The organism is Haliscomenobacter sp., from assembly GCF_041740695.1.
GTDB lineage: Bacteria > Bacteroidota > Bacteroidia > Chitinophagales > Saprospiraceae > Haliscomenobacter.
The window spans coordinates 1-18,727 of sequence record NZ_JBGSLK010000125.1; the positions used below are offsets into that span (position 1 = coordinate 1).

An 18,727-nucleotide genomic window follows, 5' to 3' on the forward strand; every position below is an offset into this window, starting at 1 on the left:
ATTTTTGCTTTGGCTTGTTGCTTCCCTGATCTGCTTTTGCTATCTTTGACATGGGCTGGTTTTGGTTGGGTTTTTCTTCGCAAAAGCAAATTTAACCGGATCAGCCTATTTTTTTAGCGGAGATTCATGCAACAACGCCAATTTGCGTCAAAGCAGAGGACATATGTAAGTGAACCAGAAAAGGAGGAATATGGCGTAGATTATGAATACATTGGTCAAATTCCTGCTATCAATAAGTATGTAATTCGAGCGATATACTGGGAAAGTTTGGAATACATATTGATTGATCGAACTAGTGGAGAAGAGTCGATCCGGCCGAATGAATTTCCTCATTTATCGCCAGATGGAAAGTTCCTAATTGTCTTTGACGATGACGTCTTCAAATTTCACCATGAAGTGGAACTTTATACCGTAAATGAGACTACCATTGAGCCAATTGTAAATCTGGCTTTTGCAAATTGGACGCTCCCTGAAGAGCCTGGAAGCAGTGGATTTTGGGGCAAGGATGGTTATTTTTACATCCCGGTCATTCATCGCAATTATCATGAGGTTTACGGAAATGAAATAAAGGATAAAGTTCAGTACATGCGAATCAAAATTTTATGAATCAGCTCGTTTCTAGTTTTCTCATCCTTTTTACCATTGCTGCAATTTTGCAGCCTTTAATCTTATTTTACTCTTTTCGAGGGGACTTAATGGCTGCTCTATTCCCCGCCGTTGGACTCCTAGGCACGCTGTTTTTAATTGGATTCAATTATTGGCAAATAAAAAACTTGCCTAAAGTATTTTTTCCCTGGAGTATCATTATTTTTTTGATCGGTTTGGGAACATTCTCCATTCCAGAAAGGTGGATATATACTGCAGATGGGTTGCTACTGCTCAAACAACGGGAGGAAATTGTAGCTGAGATTAAAAGAAGCCAAAATAGGAATTCTATTTACAGCCAAAAAGGGTGGTTGCCTATTTCGGTTAACAATCAAATTCAAATTCAGGTTGAAGCTGGTGTTTATCGTGAAATCACGTTTCCTACTATAGGCAATTCCTTTTTTGGGTACTTTCAAAAAGGTGTATTGTATAGTGAATTAGCTGAACAAGATATCCCGTTTGATCGGCAGGAAGAGGCAGGAGGCGTGATCACGGAAAGTAAATTGACCTTGCGAAAGATTAAGCCTAGGTGGTATTTTTATACGTACCAACGATCAACAATTCAGGATTAATCGGACGCATGCATTTAACCCCCTACTCCAACAAAAACTCAATATCCCCCCTTGAAAACTCCGACCGATTCACATTTTCAATGATATCTTCCGCCAACTTCGATTTTTTATCCTGCAATTTCAGGATCTTTTCCTCGATGCTGTCTTTGGTGATGAATTTGATGGCGATCACACTTTTTTCCTGCCCGATCCGGTGCGCACGGGCAATCGCCTGTTGCTCGGTGGTGGGGTTCCACCAGGGATCGAGGATGAAGACGTAGTCGGCGGCGGTAAGGTTGAGTCCGGTGCCGCCGGATTTGATGGAGATCAGGAAGGATTGCACCTCGGGGTTCGCCTCAAATTTTTTGATTTCTTCCACCCGTTTGTTGGCGGTCAGGTCACCAGTGAGCCAGGAGAATTGCTGTTTGCGTTGCTCAAATTCCTCGCGGAAGAGGCTGAGGTATTGCACAAAGGAGCTAAAAAACAGTGCCTTGTGGTTACTGCGGCGAATGGTGTCCCATTGCTCCAGGATGTCGTTGAACTTGCCACTTTCTTTGGTATATTCTTCCGAAACCAGGCGCGGGTGGTTCACCAATTGGCGCAATTTGGTCAACGATTGCAGCACCAAAATACGGTACTGTGGACTATTGGCGTCGTAGTTTTCCAATAAGAAATTTCGGGCTGCACTTTTTTCCCGCTCGTACAATTTCTTCTGCTCCGGGGTCATTTCGGAGTAGAAGACCTGGGTGGTAAGTGGCGGCAGGTCTTTGGCTACTTCCTCCTTGGTGCGTCGCAACATATACGGCGCAACCAGGTTCCGCAGGCGCACTTTTTTGTCGTCTACCTGGTGTCGTTCAATCGGGGTAATGAATTCCCGTTTGAAAAAAGAATAATTGCCGAGCAAGTCTGGGTTGATGAACTGCATTTGGGCCCAGAGGTCACTCAAGGAGTTTTCGATGGGGGTACCCGAAAGGGAAACCCGGTGTTTGCCCCGCAAATCGTGAACCGACTGGAAGATTTTGCTCTCCCGGTTTTTGATCTGCTGGCTTTCGTCCAGGATGATGTATTCAAACTCCATTTGCCCCAACAATTCCACGTCGCGCAAGGCAGTTTGGTAGGTGGTCAAAATCACGTCAAACCGCCGCAACAAGCGGATATCGGTGTAGCGCCGCTGGCCCACGTGTTTGTAAATGCTGAGGGTAGGGGCGAATTTTTTGATCTCGGCTTCCCAGTTGAACACCAGCGAAGCGGGCAGGACAATCAGGGCATTGAGCGCTTGTAAAAACTCCTCATCTCCGGCGCTGGTGGCAAACAAATCCATTTGATTACCCGTCGCACCAGGATCTGGGGCTGCTGCTTTTTGTTCTTTGGCATAAAGCAGCACTGAGATGGTTTGTAGGGTTTTCCCCAAACCCATGTCGTCGGCCAAACAGGCACCAAGGCCATTGCGGTACAATTTGATCAGCCAGCGCACCCCTTCGAGTTGGTACGGGCGCAGGTCGGCTTTGAGTTTTTTGCCGGGGACGTAATCGGCGAGGTCGGTGGCCTCGTCTTCGGCACCACTTTTTTGAGCGATGCCCAACTCATCGATCAGCGTATACTGGCTTTTGTTGAGGCGCAAGGCATTGCCTTCTTTGCGGGCAAATTGCATGAGTGCGCGGAATTTTTCCATCCACTCCAGGGGGATGATGAAAAATTCGCCGTTGGGCAGGGGGTAAAAGCGGTTTTCTTCGCGGATGTTGCGAGCCAGGGCCAGGAAGGGGATACTGAATTCACCCACCTGCACTTCGCCATAAATATCGAACCAGTCGTTGATGCGTTCGGAATGGATGCTCAACTGCGCTTTGGCCAGATAGACCTTTTTTTCCTCCAGCTGAACGGGAGCCACTTTGAAGCCCAACTTGGTCAGTTCCTCCCGATTGTCTAGTAGCCAATTGAGCAGGTGAAAGGGGTCGGCACCTTTGTCTGGCGCAGTAAAGTAAGAAGCTTCGGGATTGTTTAAACCCAGGTTTTTGATGGCGGTTACAAAACGTTTTTCCTGCCCCAAATTGCGGCGCACCTGATTGATGCGCACATCGTCTTCGCCAAATTCGAGGCTGGTGCGTTTGTCCCGTCTATCATTCCAATTGAAACTGGCCTGAGCGGGATAAATCATGTGCATGGACAACACCCATTCCCCGCTGAATACACTGGGCACCAGTTCCAATTGGCAGGCTTTGAGCTCGTCCCAAACTACTACATCAAACCCCTCGGCTTCAATGTCGACCTTGGCGGCTACTTTGAGGATGAATTTTTGGAAGTAGGTTTTGACCGAATTGGCGGGAATGATGACCTCGTCGCGTTTTTGGAAAGGTTTGACCATGTTGCCGTTGATTTCAGCAACCTTGCACAAGCGGTAATCGATGAACAACCAGGCCGGATGATTGGTGATGGGGATGACTTCTTTTGCGCTGACTACCCAGGGCTCTTCCTCACCTTCACTCAGGCGGAGGCGGTATTGGACATTGTCCTGGTTTTTTTTGAAATACAAGTGCACGTCTAATTCCGCATTTTTCTCTGGCAATTGCATCACAAAATCCTTCACCAGCCCCCGGCGGTCCACGTTCCAGGTGAGTGGCAAACGGTGCTCCACCACCTGACCCAGCAGTTCATCCAACTTGCGGTGTACAAAGAGGGAGATGGGGCCTTGGATGTCTTTGTCCGCCCAAAGTTCCTCCAGCGGCTTGACCTTTTTTTTGGGCGGGCTGTATTTTTTTTCGAGGTTTTTGGGCTGTAGCTCTTCAATGATGGCGAAAAGTTTGCTGCGAACGGCATCCAACTCCAATTTGAAAGCCCCAATGGTATCGTCCAGGGCTTTTTGCCGGATGTGTGCAAATAAGTTGGACTGATCCACACTGACGATGTAGGCATTGGGCAAATAAAGTCCATCCGCCACTTCCATCAGGTTGTAGACCACCTCGTGTTTGCCCTGTATTTCTGCCGTATTTGAAAACAATTGCATCCTCATCAATCAACAAAATAAATGTTCGATTTTTTGTGCCAAAACCCTGGCATGGCCTTCGTTGGACTCTACGGAACTTCCGCCCAAATGGGGCGTCAGCACCACGTTGTCCGCTTTGCGTAAATACTGAAAGGGCTCGGGAAGTTCTGTTGGTTTGAGGTTTTCGAAAGATTGCTCTTCGTACTCAAAAACGTCCAAAGCTGCACCCAGTACTTTACCCGACTGGAGGTTTTGCACCAAATCAGCCGTGTTCAACACCATCCCGCGGGCAGTGTTGATGAGAAAAATGTTTTTTTGAAAGCGCTGCAAAAAAGTGTGGTCGACGAAATGGTAATTTTCGGGCAGATAAGGAATGTGTAAGGTGACAATATCGGCTTCCGCCCAGATTTGTTCCAGCTCAACTTCCTCTACCAGCTCGTCAGCGTAGTTGGTTTTAAATTTATCGTAGGCGATTAGGCGAGCACCAAAACCGCGAATTTTTTGCGCAAAAGCCGAGCCCATGTTGCCATAACCGATGATGCCAATGGTTTTTCCCTTGATTTCGATGCCTCGATTGGCGGCTCTAACCCATTGTCCATCGCGAATTTGGCGGTCGGCCAGCCCCAGGTTGTTCATCATCATCAGGAGCATCCCTATGGCGTGTTCGGCTACCGTATCCCGACTTCCTTCGGGTGAAGGGATTACTTTTATCCCCCGTTTTTCAGCCAATTCAACATCAATGTGTTCCAATCCGACCCCGCTGCGCGCAATAAATGCTAAATTTTCTGCGCGACTGATGAGCTCGGCATCTACACGCAAGCGACTGCGCAGCACCAGGCCAAAACAATCGGACAATTGAGTTGAAAGTTCTTCACGTGAGGTTTTGTAATGGGCTTCACAATCAAAACCTAAGTCACTAAGGTGTTGAAATAGAAAGGGATGGGTGTTGTCAACAAAGATGACCCTTCTTTTTTTGCTCATGTACTAGATCCTTCAAAATTCAGACAAAATGTAAATATGCAGCGTCTTGCGCAATTGTGCAAGCAAAGCAGGACAACTAACAATTATTTAATCTATTTCACACCCAGTATTTGATTTTTCCCCGGGGCACTATAACTTTGCGCTTCTGATCACTTCTTTTACGTAAGGTGTGATTTTATACAGAAGAGGGGAGAGAACGGGCTCGATGAACCTCTGGCAACCATGCAATACTAAAGATGAAAGATGAGAGATGAAAGATGAAAGGAAAGCACTGTGCTTTTTTCATCTTTCATCTCTCATCTTTCATCTCTTAGGCAACGGTGCCAAATCCCGCCATTAATGGGCATATAAAATCGCTTAAAGTCAATGGCCGAATCACCCAAACTATGGAAGCTTGCACAAGCTTTCCATTTGGAATGTGGCACTACGTTGCCAGAAATCGAAATCGCATACCATACCTATGGTCAACTTTCACCTACAGGCGACAACGTCGTGTGGGTTTGCCATGCCCTGACGGGCAATTCCGAAGCAGCAGACTGGTGGGATGGATTGGTAGGCGTGGGTAAACTTTTTGACCCCGAAAATTATTTCATCATATGTGCCAACATGTTGGGCTCTTGCTACGGGAGTACTGGCCCACTGAGCATCAATCCACTCAACGGCAAAGCTTACGGGCACAATTTTCCGCTGGTTACCGTACGGGATATGGTGGCGGCGCACGAATTGCTGCGGGAGGAACTGGGCATTCAAAAAATCCATGTCGCCTTAGGCGGCTCGATGGGTGGTCAACAAGTGCTGGAATGGGGCATTCAAAAGCCGGATTTGTTTGAGCACCTGGTGCTTTTGGCCACCAACGCTCTGCACTCCCCTTGGGGTATTGCTTTCAACGAATCGCAACGCATGGCCATTTATGCGGACAGTACCTTGTTGGAAGAAAGCAACCCCGAAGCGGGTAAAAAAGGATTGGAAACTGCTCGTTCCATTGCCATGTTGTCCTACCGCAGTTACGACACTTATCAATTGTCACAAACGGATGATGCTGATAAACTGGAAGATTTTCGGGCAAGTTCTTATCAACGGTATCAGGGCTTAAAACTTTGGCGGCGTTTTAATGTTTTCTCTTACCTGGCTTTGAGTCGCGCGATGGACAGTCATAACGTGGGCCGGAGCCGGGGTGGTGTAGAAAAAGCACTCCAGGCGGTAAAAGCAAAAACGCTGGTGATCGGCATTGCTACAGACATCTTGTTTCCGATTCGGGAGCAGGAGCAAATTGCCAAAGGTATTACCGGTGCGCAGTATACCGTGCTGGAAAGTATTTTCGGACACGATGGGTTTTTGGTTGAATTTCAACGCATTGAAACCTTGATTCGCCTTTTTTTATTCTCCCCCGAGGCTAAGGTAGACGCCAGTCCCAGACCTTCGCAGGCTTGGACGGTGTCGAATGTAGCGCTGCCGGGGTCGGAAAAATTCTAATTAGCGTTGAGGAAGGTTTAGGGAGGTTTAGGGAGGTTTAGGCTACCGCAGCGACTCAGACAAGTACATTGTCAAAATCCCTCGCGGTAGCCTAAACCTCCCTAAACCTTCTAAACCTCCCTAAACCTTTTAATCCAAACAAATGCTCATTCAACTCGAACGTCTCGACGATGCCTTCAACCTGAAGGCGACCAATGAACAAGGAAATACTGTAGAAACCGACGCTTCGCCAGCCATTGGCGGCGGCGGCAAAGGTATGCGCCCCATGGAAATGCTGCTGAGTAGCCTGGGGGCTTGCAGCTCCATTGATGTGATCGATATCCTGCGCAAAATGCGCCAACCGCTGAACGACATCAAAGTGACCCTGAACGGCGAACGCGAAAAGGACAAAACACCAGCACTCTTTACCGATATCCATGTAACCTTTAACCTGTATGGCGATCTGGATATAGACAAAGCCAAAAGGGCGGTAGATATGTCGATGGAGAAGTATTGTTCGGTGGCCAAAATTCTGGAAAAAACGGCGAAGATTACTTGGGAAACAAATATTTTGGAGAAATAAATCCTTTCTCTTAAATTGCAACAGTAAACTTGTATTTTAAACTCCAGGTTACTTGCCGTATCCCCACTTCCTGCTGCAAGCAATCCTGATAGACACTGTTGTAATTACCATGAAAAAGACAACCCTGTTGCTATGCCTCAGCTTGAGTAGCCTATTCCTGGCCACTCGCTTTGCCGCTGCACAAACCCTCGTTGCCGACATCAATCCATTGTCCCGAGGATCCAATCCACAATTCATTCGCACTGCGCCCGGAGGGGTAGTTTTTTTAGCCAATAGCGCGGACTATGGGCTGGAGCTATTTTACAGCGATGGCACTGCCGCTGGGACCAAACTGATCCTTGATGCCGCAAAAGGTACAACCAGCGGCAATTACCTTTCCCTGGAAGTGATCAACGAACGGGCTTATTTTCTCACGCATCAAGGCACGACCATGACCTTGTGGAGGTACAATTTTTTAAATGGCCAACTACAAGCTCTGAAAGATTTTACGGGAATCAATGATGCTAATTTGGGCAATCATGGTTTATTTACCCGCGCGGGAAATGAAATTTTCTTTTGGATCAAAGTGAACAATGGGGGCGAGTTGTGGAAAATTCGCGCCAATTCCACCCAGGTTGATTTGGTGACGAGTTTTCCTGAGTTGATTCAGCCAGTCGAAATGGGGAGTGTAGACAATACTCTGGTTTTTAGTGGCCGTCACTTTACTGGAACGGTACAAGTGTGGAGCAGCAAGGGCACCAATGCCAGCACTCAATTGCTGAAAGAATTTACGGGCAGCAACCCGATGGCTTCAGGCATGCGGTTGTACAAAGGTAAACTGCTGTTTATTGGTCGGGAAGAATCTTATGGTCAGGAGATTTGGTCAACCGATGGCAACACGGCCAGTATTTACCTGGATGTGTTGCCTGGATCAACCAGCAGTTTTGCGCAATACCTCGTGGTGAACAACCAGACGCTTTTTTTTGTGGCGCAAACCACCAATGGCGGCGCAGAAGTGTGGCGCAGCGACGGCACAACCAATGGCACCCGACCAACGGGTAATTATTTTTCCAGCAAACAAAGCAGCGGCCAGTTCCGCTCAATCCAGGCGTTTGATCTGGGGGTTTTCACAATAGTATACAACGATAGTATCCGTTCCGACGAATTGTGGTATTTTGATGTGTTTGGCTCGCGTCAGCTCAAGGTTAAGACATTATCTGAGCCAGGCTTTCCTGACGGAAAATTCCTGCAAGGGCTTGTTTCCGCCAATGTATTTTATTTCATGGCCAGAGATGCTCAACGGGGAACGGAATTGTGGGCCATCCGCAATACGGTACAAACGGCACCCCGGCTGCTCAAAGATATTTATCCCGGTAAAGGTTCACCCGGTATTCGCAGCATGGCCGCCGCAAGTGGACGCTTGTTTTTTAACGCTGAAAATGAGCAGCAGGGCCAGGAGTTATGGATGAGCAATGGCACTGATAAAACCAATCTGGTTAAGGTGTTGAACAGTACCAATGGCGACTCTAATCCGGGCAACTTTTTTGTACACCAAGGCTACCTTATTTTCAACGCAACCCAACCTGCTTCAGGACATGAACTATGGGTAAGCAAAGGACTCCCAGGCAGTACCGTGCTGTTAGCTGACATCAATCCTGGCCAGGGCAGTAGCGCCCCTACTGGCTATCTCCCACTGAAAGACCTCAGTTTTACTTTTGCTGCCACTACTGAATCTTCTGGCCGAGAGTTGTGGCGCAGTATGGTGTTTAACGAAAAAGCGACTTTGGTTAAGGACGTAAACCCTGGAAATTTGTCAGGGGCGGTTTCGGTCAAAATGGGCAAACTCAAAGACAAGGTTCTTTTTGGCGGCCAAACACCCGAACAGGGTAGTGAACTCTGGATCAGTGATGGCACTGATGCCGGAACCAAATTGTTGAAAGACATTTGGCCAGGCGTAGCATCTTCTCAGCCTATTTTCTTTGGTGAGGCGGGTACTTTCGGTGACAGTATCCTCATTTTTAAGGCGGACAATGGCAGTTCTGGGATAGAATTCTGGCGTACCAATGGCACAGCAGCTGGAACCTACCTTTTGGCTGATCTGAATCCGGGAATACTGGGCTCGGGCTATTTTCAAAACATCACCCGCATTGGTAGATACGCCTATTTCAACATAATAGACAATAATTACAACATTCAAACCTGGCGCAGCAATGGCAAAACCGTTGAGCTGGTCGTCAATGGATATGGCGATCAATTCGTGGGGTACAAAGGGAAAATTCTGTTCAACGGACATGCTCAGCTTAGTGGCCAAGAGCTGTGGAGTTACGATACCTTGACAAAAGTGAGTAGTCTGGTGCTGGACATCAACCTTGGGGTGACTTCTTCCAACCCTACAGATTTAAGGGGTTTTAATGGCCTGGTATATTTCAGTGCTGACGATGGGGCGAATGGAAGAGAATTGTGGAAAACGGATGGAACCAAGATTGGAACCAGCTTGGTACAGGACATCAATCCCGGTTTTGCGGGCAGTAATCCTCAGGAATTGCTGGTAAACGGTTCGTTTTTATTCTTTAGCGCTGCCGAATCTAACACGGGACGAGAGCTGTGGTATTTACACTCCAGTGCGGGTGCAGCCAAGTTGCTTGCTGACTTGAACCAAGGCAAAGCCTCCTCCAATCCCAGTGAATTAACCCTATTCCACGATGAATTGTACTTCCGTGCAGACAATGGCAAGATAGGTGTAGAGTTGTGGAAAACGGCCATGCCAGATGTGCCTACGTTTAGTGAGCCATTTGCGGATTTGGCGCAAGTGGCAGCGCCCAAACTGGCCAACGCATGGAGTGATCTGCCCAAATTGACGCTTTATCCCAATCCCAGTACGGATTATTTGCAGGTGCAAATGCCTTTGGATAATCTGAAGCTGGAGGTATGGGATTTGTTGGGGCGGCGGGTTTTACCAGTTGTTGCCTTTAGCCAACGTGGAGAAGTGTCGGTGAAAAATTTGGTACCAGGACAGTATTACCTGAAAGTATACGATGCGCAGCAAAAGTTGGTGGCTGGTCAGGCTTTTCAGAAAAGTAAATAAAGAGGTAGTTATTCTTCCTAGTTAATGCACTTGCCACAAAGGCACGAAGGCACAGGATCGATTGTCAAAAATCTATGCTTGGTGCCTTTGAGCCTTTGTGGCTAAAAAATTGATTGTTCATTCTTCAATCCCAAAACCATGCGTATAATCCTATGCCTCGGTATTTGTATGCTACATTGTTTTCCTGCATTTCCCCAATCGGGCGGCAGCTTTCAATCCGGCCAATTTGTGTTACAAAACGGTGAAACCAAAGCTGGTCTCATCTCTGCCCAATTTCAAAACAACAAAGCCCTGCGTTTTAAAAGCTCGGAAAATGCTTCAGAAATCGCCTTCGAACTGAGTCAAATCAAAGAAGTGCGGATTGGTGAGCAGGAGCGCTATGTGCCTTATTGCGCCACGGCGACAGGCTGCCAATGGCTCACCACTATACTGGAATGCAAGGTCAATTTGTACCGCAGCTCCAGTGAAGCAAGCTCGTATTACCTGGAGGAGGCAAATCAAATTTTCATTGACGTATCTGGATATCCCGCTGCTGGTGCAGTATCGTTTTGGGACTGAAAAGTTGCAACCTTTTGTACAAGTGGGTGCACAAATTGGAGTGCCGCTTTCGCGCAAGTTTATCCATACGCCTTATGATCCGAGTCTGGACTATGAAACTCCGTTCCACGTTTTTCAGGCGATGGGTATGGGTTTTAGGGCTGGAATTGGGGTAAATAAGTCCTTGAATGCCAGGATGAAATTACAACTATTGGGGCAATTCATTCGTTATTCTACGTTTTTTGAACATACCATACCTGCATTTGTAGATGGAGACCAGATTGACTCATCGGTGTTTCAAATCTCGGGGGGATTGATGTGGAGGATGAATAAGTAAAAGTACCGAATGCTGGATAATAGCTTTTGAAGCAAATAATTTGGTTATGGTTTGATTTTTATAACTTTGCCCCATGAACAAAACTGAAAGCATCGAAGACTTTTACCGCAACAAACTCAATTGGATGCCCGACAATCTCAAAAAAGGACTGGGGCATTTTAATGTGTTTAAGCTGGACGACTTTTGTGGTCCACAGGCTAAACCTATGCCATATAGTCGCAAAGATTATTTCAAAATCAGCTTTATCCTCAGCAAAAACCGGGCGCATTATGCCGATAAAGTAGTGGAAACCGATGGACCCACTTTGCTTTTTGCCAACCCTCAAATCCCCTACAAGTGGGAGCCCCTGGAGAGTGTTTACTCCGGGCATTTTTGCATTTTTACCGAGGCGTTTTTTACCCAATTTGGCAACATCAAAGACTATCCCGTTTTTCAACCAGGAGGTAACCCTTTGTTTCAATTGTCGGACGATCAAATCGAGCCTATTCGCCTGATTTTCGAAAAAATGCATGCAGAAATGGCTTCGGACTTTAGTTTCAAGTACGATGTACTGCGCACTTTAGCCTTACAATTGGTACACCTTGCGCTCAAGATTCAACCCGCCAAAACCTCCTTGTACGAGGCTTCAAATGCGGCAACCCGCATTGCGTCCATGTTCACGGAATTGCTCGAACGGCAGTTCCCCATCGAATCGAATGGGCAACAAATCACTTTTCGATCACCTACCGATTTTGCTTCCCAATTGGCCATTCACGTCAATCACCTCAACCGGGCACTCAAAGAAACCACGGGCAAAACCACCTCGCAGGTCATCGCCGAACGGGTAACCCAGGAAGCCAAAATGTTGCTCCTGCACACCAACTGGAACATTGGTGAAATCGCCTGGAGCCTGGGTTTTGAAGAACCGCCTCATTTTATCAATTTTTTCAAAAAGCAAGTGGAGCTCACCCCAAAAACCTTCCGCGAATCGGCCAATTGATTCATGGTTGTTTGATTTTTGCAGTTATTGGTTTGATTTGGGCATTTACTGGCATGGTAGATGAGCCTAATTTTGTGGTATCATTTTAAACAACTCAAACAATGATATCCAATTCAAAAATTGCGCTGGTCACGGGCGGTAGCCGTGGACTCGGCAAGGAGATGGCTTTGCGCATTGCCCAAAAAGGGCTGGATGTAGTACTAACCTACAACAGCAAACTGGACGAAGCGCAAGCCGTGGTACAACAAATAGAAGCGCTGGGACAAAAAGCTGCAGCCTTGCAGCTCAACGTAGGTCAAGTAGGCACTTTCAACGCCTTTTTTGCCAACCTGCAGCAGGTATTACAAACGCACTTTGGCACGGATAAAATTGATTTTTTGGTGAACAATGCGGGCATCGGCATCCATGCCTCCTTTGCGGAAACCACCGAAGAACAGTTTGATGAACTCTTGAACATCCATTTTAAAGGCAGCTTCTTCCTCACCCAAAAAGCTTTGCCATTTTTTAACAGTGGTGGTGGCATCATCAACATTTCTACAGGTCTGGCGCGTTTTTCCTTCCCTGGATATGCTGCCTATGCTTCTATGAAAGGGGCCATTGAAACATTGACCAAATACCAGGCCAAAGAACTGGGTTCCAGGGGTATTCGTGTCAATGTAGTCGCTCCGGGAGCCATTGAAACTGATTTTGGTGGAGGAGCGGTACGTGACAACGCGGCTTTGAATGCTCAGGTAGCTTCAATGACTGCACTCGGCCGTGTTGGTTTGCCAGAAGACATTGGTGGAGTGGTCGCTTTCCTGTGTACTGATGAAGCGCGTTGGATGAATGCGCAGCGGATTGAGTTGTCGGGGGGGATGATGTTGTAGGTATGTGACCTACTGTCTAGTGTCAGTTGTACATAAATACAACGAATCAATTGGATTCGGCTGCGCCAAATCTTTTTAACACGACGACACAACGATACGACGACACAACGTCCTCAGCGCTGCGCACTGAGTGTCCCAACGCTTGGCGTTGGGTTGCAGCGGTAGCTTTCGTCGTGTCGTTGTTTCGTCGTGCCGTCGTGTTTATAAAAAAGCAGCGAAGCTGCGTAAAATGACATATGAATGTCGATACTCTCCAGTCGACAAGTCAAACCAACCAATAGAATTTTCCCCGAACCTACACCTTGGTCGGATCTGGATGCACCCAAGGTTTCCGATATGGCCGTTGCAGCAAGGCCGTGGCTTCTTTATCTCCCACTACAATCCGCTTTTTGGGATCGTAAGTCAGTTTCCGTCCTGTTTCCATCGCAATATTGGCCAGGATGCAACTCGCCGTAGAAATATGTCCTTCTTCAATATCCGCTACGGGGCGGCTTTTTTTATCAATGGCTTCCAGAAAATTGAGCATGTGCAGGCGCGTAGCAGGCGCAGCGTTCAGCTCAATACGTTCTTCCGTCAGATCTTCCGGATATTTTTCCTTTTCGTACACCACATCTTTGCGGATTTTTTCTTTGCCATCACCTACTGGGATGAAGTCATAGCGCATGGTGCTGGCAATCAGCGTGCCTTTTTCCCCATAAAGCGTGAATGACCAGGGGTATTCGGGGTTAGGTGGCGTGCCCCAAGTGCGGTGCTGCCAAACGCAGTCCAATTCGTCAAATTTGAAAATAGCGGTTTGAGTATCGGCGATGTTGGATTTGCCCTCTTTTTGTACTAGAATTCCACCACTGGATTCGACGGAGTTTGGCCAACCCAATTTGAGCATCCAGCGCACGGTATCCAACATGTGCACACACATATCGCCCATGATGCCGTTGCCGTACTCCTTGAAGGTGCGCCACCAACGAATGTGTGGCAGGCCGTCGTAGGGGCGCATTGGCGCAGGGCCGGTCCACATTTCGTAGTCCAAAAAGTCGGGCACGGGTTCGACGGGCGGGTTTCCGTTGTTGCGCATGTGGAAATAGCAACACATGTCTACGTGCGATACTTTGCCGAGTAGGCCAGCGTCGACGATGTTGGTTTTGGCATCGATCAGGTGGGGGGTACTTTTGCGTTGGGTGCCTACTTGTACCACCTTGTTGTATTTCCGTGCCGCCGCCAGCATGGCTTCACCTTCGATGACGTCTACACTGATGGGTTTTTGTACGTATACATTCACCCCAGCTTTTACGGCCTCGATGGTTTGGAGGGCATGCCAATGGTCGGGGGTGCCAATGAGCACGATGTCAAGCTGGTTTTCAGCCAGCAGCTTTCGATAATCGTTGTACAATTTGGGAACTTTGCCCGATTTTTGGCGTTGACTCACCAGTTGCCCGGCAGCAGTCAGCATATTTTTATCCACATCACAAAGTGCGATCACTTCTACGGGCACGACCTGAATCAGGCGAAATAAATCACTTTTTCCGTACCAACCTGTTCCAATCAAGGCCACCCTCAACGGGGCTAGTGGATTGATCAGGTCGATGCCATATAAACCCAGCGTGTTGAGTGCTAAGGCGGCAGTAGCACCTTTTAAAAAACGGCGGCGATTGATGTTGAAACTTTCCATGTAGGTGTAGGATTGAGAGTTGAAACCAGAAATGTCTTGCGATCAATTGTGCTGGACAAAGTAGGAAAAATTCTAGCTATTTGGAAGGCAGGCAGGAAAAATTATAGATGCCCAAAATTCTCTTTCATTCCCCTTGATAACCCATGGCATCTCCAGACATTAATTACTATAACACATTAAACACCGTTCAAACCCCAAGCTGCTGTAAACGACCACCACAAAAAAACACTCCGAACAAAGCACAATTAAAAACTTATTCCTACTTTCAGTCATAGAAAATTTTCAAATACCATCAATTATGATCAATCAAAAATGCAAACTAAGCGAAGAGGAATTAATCGTCGGACTACAAGCACGCTCAGAAGAAGCCTTTCGTTGTCTTTACCTTCACTGCTTCCATCTCTGTAAAAATTTCATCTTAACGAATGGAGGAACGGAAGAAGATGCCAAAGACTTTTTTCAGGATGCCATTATTGTCTTATTGGATGAAGCCAAGTTAACCAAGTTTTTAGCCTACAAAAAAGCCAAAGTTTCTACCTTTTTGATCACCATTTTTAGGTACAAATGGTTCAATCATATGCGTGCAGGGAAAAAAATTAAAATCGTGGACATTGAGGACACTTTAAAAGACCACGCTTCGGAAGACCTTATCGAAATATTAGCCGAACCTATTAACGACTACGAAAAAATTTACCAGGAATGCATGCAGACCATCGGAGACGTTTGCCAAAAAGTAATTTTGATGGCTTTAGGTGGGCGAAAAAGCGAGCAGGAAATTGCTACCCTTTTTGACTGGACAATTGACTATGTAAGGGTGAGAAGATTCAGATGTATGCAAATTCTTCGTGAATGTGCGAAAAAATCATTGTTCCCAAATTAGCATAAAATGGACCATCAATTAACTCAAGAAGAATACTTGCTCATTGAGGCTTACCTTTTAGGCAATTTAGAGGATGAAGCCTTGGCTTCCTTTGAAATACAGCTGCAAAACGAAGCTTGGCTGCAAGCGGAAGTCAATGCTTTTCAAGAACTTTACGCGGGAGTCAAGCAATTCCATACCCAACAAGTGCTTACCAGTCTTACTGCCAAATTAGAAGCAGAAGGTTTCTTTTTAGATGAGCAAAGCATTGAACAATATCATTTGGGCGAGCTTTCTCCTGAACTTATTCCCATCTTTGAAAAAAGGCGTGACGAAGACCCACTTTTTGCCCAACAGATTGAGGAGTTTGAAGCCATGATCAAAGGACTGCAAGAATTTCAGATGGAAAGCGAGATCAAGTCAAGTTTGGCCAACGTTGAAGCAAACCTTGAAAAAGATAACTTTTTTGAACCAGATGATCAGCGTACTACGGCTATGGAGTTGCCCCCACAAGTTGCGGAGCCACGTATAAAAACGCTGAAATGGGTATACCGCGTCGCTATTGCCGCCAGCTTTATCCTGTTTTTGGGCATAGGTCTTCGATTTCTGGTTGGAAATCCGTTCCAGAGCATTGAGGCTTTTGCCCAAAACGCCAGTCTCCCGGAGGGAAAGTTACTAGGTGGCGTCAAACGATCCCTTTTAGAAATGGGCGGGCCAGGTGAAGAGGATATGGCCTATCGGGCCACAGCACTTGATGATGCACTGGAATACTACGATAAAGGATCGTACGACACCGCTTATCAGCATTTGAAGCGTTATGTTGCTGATTTTCCTAAGGACAACAATGGCCAATTTTACCTCGGCATAGCCAGTTTGCACAAAGGTGATTATCGAACGGCTGAAAAAGCATTTCAAATGCTCATTCAGCACCCCAATTCCAAGTTTTTTGAAAGCGCCAAATGGTTTTTAGCAGTCACCGAGCTCAAGACGAACCCCGAACAAGGCAAACAACGCATTAAAGCCATTGCCGATGAAAAAACATCTCCTTATTGGCAAGAAGCTCAGCGGACAGTCCGGCGATATCGTTTAAAATAGTAGCCTCACTCCACCACTCGAAACGCCGTCCGCCGGTTCAATTGATGCTCATCCTCACTACACGTTGCACAAGCACAGGTCGCTTCAGGCACCCCTTCACCATAGCCCCGCGCTTCCAGCCGTTGAGCCTCAATACCTTTACTGATGAGGTAATCCACGGCCGATTGGGCGCGTTTTTGCGATAAGGTTTCGTTGTAGGGAACGGTGCCCCGACAGTCCGTATGTGAAGAAAGTTGAATTTTTACCTTAGGATTCAATTTCAGCGTCTCGGCCAATCGATCCAGGGTCGGTTGGGCATCGGCGCGGATGTCCCACTTGTCCAGGTCGTAGTAAATGTTTTCCAGCCGGATCTCTTTGTCCAGGTAGATTTTATCCAGTATGATCTCGATTTCAAATATTTGTTCGGGATTTGCGGGGTCTTTGGCGATGCCTTTGGTCGAGAATTTTGCTGAGTTGTTGAGGTAACCTGGGTGCGAGGCTAGGAAGTTGTAATCCAGGTTTTCCGAAAGCTCCAAACGGAAGTGGCCTTCCGCATCTACCGTAATGGTTTCGGTTTTATTGCCAATTTTGATGTCTACCTTGGATTCGGGTAGGGGTTTGCGGCCAAGCACCTTACTATTGGGGTTATTGGCATCCTGGAAGATTTTTTCCAATACAAAACCATCCAGAATCAGCCTCGCTTTGGGTTCTTCTTTCGGGCGTTCTGCCACTGGTGGTGGGGGAGGAGGGGGCACGTAGCGACGCTCAAAGGTGTAGATGTCGTCATTGCCTTGCCCATCGTTTCGATTTGAGCTCAAATAGCCGATGCTGGTAACGCCCGAGTCGCGTTTGGACTGGTAGTCCACCAAAAAGCCAAAATCATCGCCCATGGAGTTGATGGGGGGCTTGAGGTTAAATACTGGGGCCCAATCCCCATTTTTGAGGCGATAGGTTTTAAAAATATCCAGTCCGCCCATACCCGGATGGGTGTCTGAAGAGAAATACAAGGTATCGTGATCCATGCTGGGGAACATCTCATTGCCCAGTGAATTCACCGAGCGGGGCAGGAGTTTGGGTTCGGTCCATTCGCTACCGACCCGCTCACTCATCCAGATATCGTGTCCGCCCCAACCATCGGGATGATTGGCCGAAAAATAGAGCTGTTTGCCATTGGGCGACAAACAAGGTTGCCCATAATTAACCCCTGCCGTTTGGAAGCTCAAGGGTTCGGGGGCAATCCAAGAAGTCCCATCAAATACACTGTACATGATTTTGCAAAACTGGTCTTCCTTTTTGGTACCCGTGCAGCGGGTGAAAAACACTTCCGTAAAATTGGTATTAAAGGTAGCCGTGCCTTCGTTCGCCAGGGTATTCAACGCTGCGCTGAAATTGTTGGCATCGCCAGTTTGGGGATTGACAGCAAAGAGGTCGCTGAAATCATTGCCCGTCCAGGCGTAGACTTTTTTGTCACCGGTCGCGGTAGTGCGATCGGAGCTGATCACCAACTGGTCTTTGAAAAAAACCGGTGCGTAATCGGCGAACTTGGTATTAAATGTAGCGGTTTCAACGCTGTATTCTGGCGTTTTGATTTTTTTCCAGCCCTCCGCCACGTCACAAGCGGCAATTTCCTTGCGGTATTCATAGGGGCTGCCAATTTCAATGCCCAGGTTTTTGTAAGCTTCTTTTGCGTCGGCATAGCGGCCAGCCATTTTGAGGGCTTGGGCCATTTCTCTCAATGCGTCGGTACCCGCCTGGTTGTCGTAGGCTTTTTGAAACCAATCGATGGCCTGTTCATTCTGGTGGATTGCCTTGAGCGACAGACCCATCATGTAGGCAATCTTCCCTTTTTCGATTCGGGTTTTGGCCTTATTGAACTCTTTTTGCAAAAGCCCGGTGGCTACTTTGTACTGCTTGGCTTCATAGGCGGTTTTGCCGTCGCGCACCTGATTGGCAACACTACATGCGCTAAGCAAAAAAAGCAAGGATAAACTGATGACAGAAAAAATAGCCTTCATACGATCGTTTTGTGACGGGAATATAAGAAAAACGTAGAAATGGGTGGAAGAGTTTATTGGTCGGGTAGCTTACAGAGTCCTAAAAACAAAAAAAACCGGTAGCCAAGCTTACACTCAACTACCGGTTCGGTATATTCA

Annotated in this window: 15 protein-coding genes and 1 riboswitch; of the genes, 11 read left to right on the forward strand and 4 right to left on the reverse strand. The window is 47.2% G+C overall.

Features of this window, described 5'->3' with window-relative positions; translation table 11 throughout:
• Positions 1-126: 126 nt before the first annotated feature.
• Positions 127-606, forward strand: a complete 480-nt coding sequence (locus tag ACEW9O_RS25260; protein WP_373553003.1) for a hypothetical protein — start codon at positions 127-129, stop codon at positions 604-606.
• On the forward strand, positions 603-1,217 hold the full coding sequence (locus ACEW9O_RS25265) for a hypothetical protein (RefSeq protein WP_373553004.1): 615 nt from the start codon (positions 603-605) through the stop codon (positions 1,215-1,217). Before ACEW9O_RS25260 ends, ACEW9O_RS25265 begins: the two co-directional genes overlap by 4 nt.
• A 22-nt stretch (positions 1,218-1,239) precedes the next feature.
• On the opposite strand, the gene ACEW9O_RS25270 is transcribed toward ACEW9O_RS25265, so the two are convergent.
• Both ACEW9O_RS25270 and ACEW9O_RS25275 read right to left on the reverse strand, forming a co-directional pair.
• A complete protein-coding gene (locus ACEW9O_RS25270; RefSeq protein ID WP_373553005.1) occupies positions 1,240-4,197 on the reverse strand; it encodes a DEAD/DEAH box helicase in 2,958 nt (985 codons plus the stop codon).
• A 9-nt stretch (positions 4,198-4,206) separates the two neighbouring features.
• On the reverse strand, positions 4,207-5,157 hold the full coding sequence (locus tag ACEW9O_RS25275; protein ID WP_373553006.1) for an NAD(P)-dependent oxidoreductase: 951 nt from the start codon (positions 5,155-5,157) through the stop codon (positions 4,207-4,209).
• A gap of 172 nt (positions 5,158-5,329) precedes the next feature.
• Positions 5,330-5,511, forward strand: a riboswitch (SAM riboswitch).
• A 12-nt stretch (positions 5,512-5,523) separates the two neighbouring features.
• Between ACEW9O_RS25275 and metX the strand changes: the two genes are divergently transcribed.
• The 7 genes from metX to ACEW9O_RS25310 all read left to right on the forward strand — a co-directional run bounded on the left by metX (position 5,524) and on the right by ACEW9O_RS25310 (position 12,975).
• On the forward strand, positions 5,524-6,630 hold the full coding sequence (metX, locus tag ACEW9O_RS25280) for a homoserine O-acetyltransferase (RefSeq protein ID WP_373553007.1): 1,107 nt from the start codon (positions 5,524-5,526) through the stop codon (positions 6,628-6,630).
• Positions 6,631-6,772: 142 nt separating this feature from the next.
• A complete protein-coding gene (locus tag ACEW9O_RS25285; RefSeq protein WP_373553008.1) occupies positions 6,773-7,192 on the forward strand; it encodes an OsmC family protein in 420 nt (139 codons plus the stop codon).
• A 109-nt stretch (positions 7,193-7,301) separates the two neighbouring features.
• Complete coding sequence (locus ACEW9O_RS25290) at positions 7,302-10,256, forward strand: ELWxxDGT repeat protein (RefSeq protein ID WP_373553009.1); 2,955 nt, start codon at positions 7,302-7,304, stop codon at positions 10,254-10,256.
• A 138-nt stretch (positions 10,257-10,394) separates the two neighbouring features.
• Positions 10,395-10,814 carry a hypothetical protein gene (locus ACEW9O_RS25295; protein WP_373553010.1) on the forward strand — a complete coding sequence of 140 codons (420 nt, stop codon included), beginning with the start codon at positions 10,395-10,397 and terminating at the stop codon, positions 10,812-10,814.
• On the forward strand, positions 10,765-11,130 hold the full coding sequence (locus tag ACEW9O_RS25300) for an outer membrane beta-barrel protein (RefSeq protein ID WP_373553011.1): 366 nt from the start codon (positions 10,765-10,767) through the stop codon (positions 11,128-11,130). Before ACEW9O_RS25295 ends, ACEW9O_RS25300 begins: the two co-directional genes overlap by 50 nt.
• 73 nt (positions 11,131-11,203) lie before the next feature.
• Positions 11,204-12,109, forward strand: coding sequence for a helix-turn-helix domain-containing protein (locus tag ACEW9O_RS25305; protein WP_373553012.1), 906 nt, complete (start codon positions 11,204-11,206; stop codon positions 12,107-12,109).
• Positions 12,110-12,210: 101 nt separating this feature from the next.
• Positions 12,211-12,975, forward strand: coding sequence for an SDR family NAD(P)-dependent oxidoreductase (locus ACEW9O_RS25310; protein WP_373553013.1), 765 nt, complete (start codon positions 12,211-12,213; stop codon positions 12,973-12,975).
• 295 nt (positions 12,976-13,270) lie between these two features.
• Here the strand turns inward: ACEW9O_RS25310 and ACEW9O_RS25315 are convergent, their stop codons facing one another.
• The gene (locus tag ACEW9O_RS25315) at positions 13,271-14,641 is read right to left on the reverse strand and encodes a Gfo/Idh/MocA family protein (protein ID WP_373553014.1); all 1,371 of its coding nucleotides are present in this window, start codon (positions 14,639-14,641) and stop codon (positions 13,271-13,273) included.
• Between the two features lie 298 nt (positions 14,642-14,939).
• Between ACEW9O_RS25315 and ACEW9O_RS25320 the strand changes: the two genes are divergently transcribed.
• Positions 14,940-15,521, forward strand: coding sequence for an RNA polymerase sigma factor (locus tag ACEW9O_RS25320; RefSeq protein WP_373553015.1), 582 nt, complete (start codon positions 14,940-14,942; stop codon positions 15,519-15,521).
• Between the two features lie 6 nt (positions 15,522-15,527).
• Entirely contained in the window at positions 15,528-16,595 is a 1,068-nt protein-coding gene (locus ACEW9O_RS25325; protein ID WP_373553016.1) for a hypothetical protein, read from the forward strand.
• Positions 16,596-16,600: 5 nt separating this feature from the next.
• On the opposite strand, the gene ACEW9O_RS25330 is transcribed toward ACEW9O_RS25325, so the two are convergent.
• Positions 16,601-18,589: an OmpA family protein gene (locus tag ACEW9O_RS25330; RefSeq protein ID WP_373553017.1), complete on the reverse strand. Its 1,989-nt coding sequence runs from the start codon at positions 18,587-18,589 to the stop codon at positions 16,601-16,603.
• Positions 18,590-18,727 lie beyond the last annotated feature (138 nt).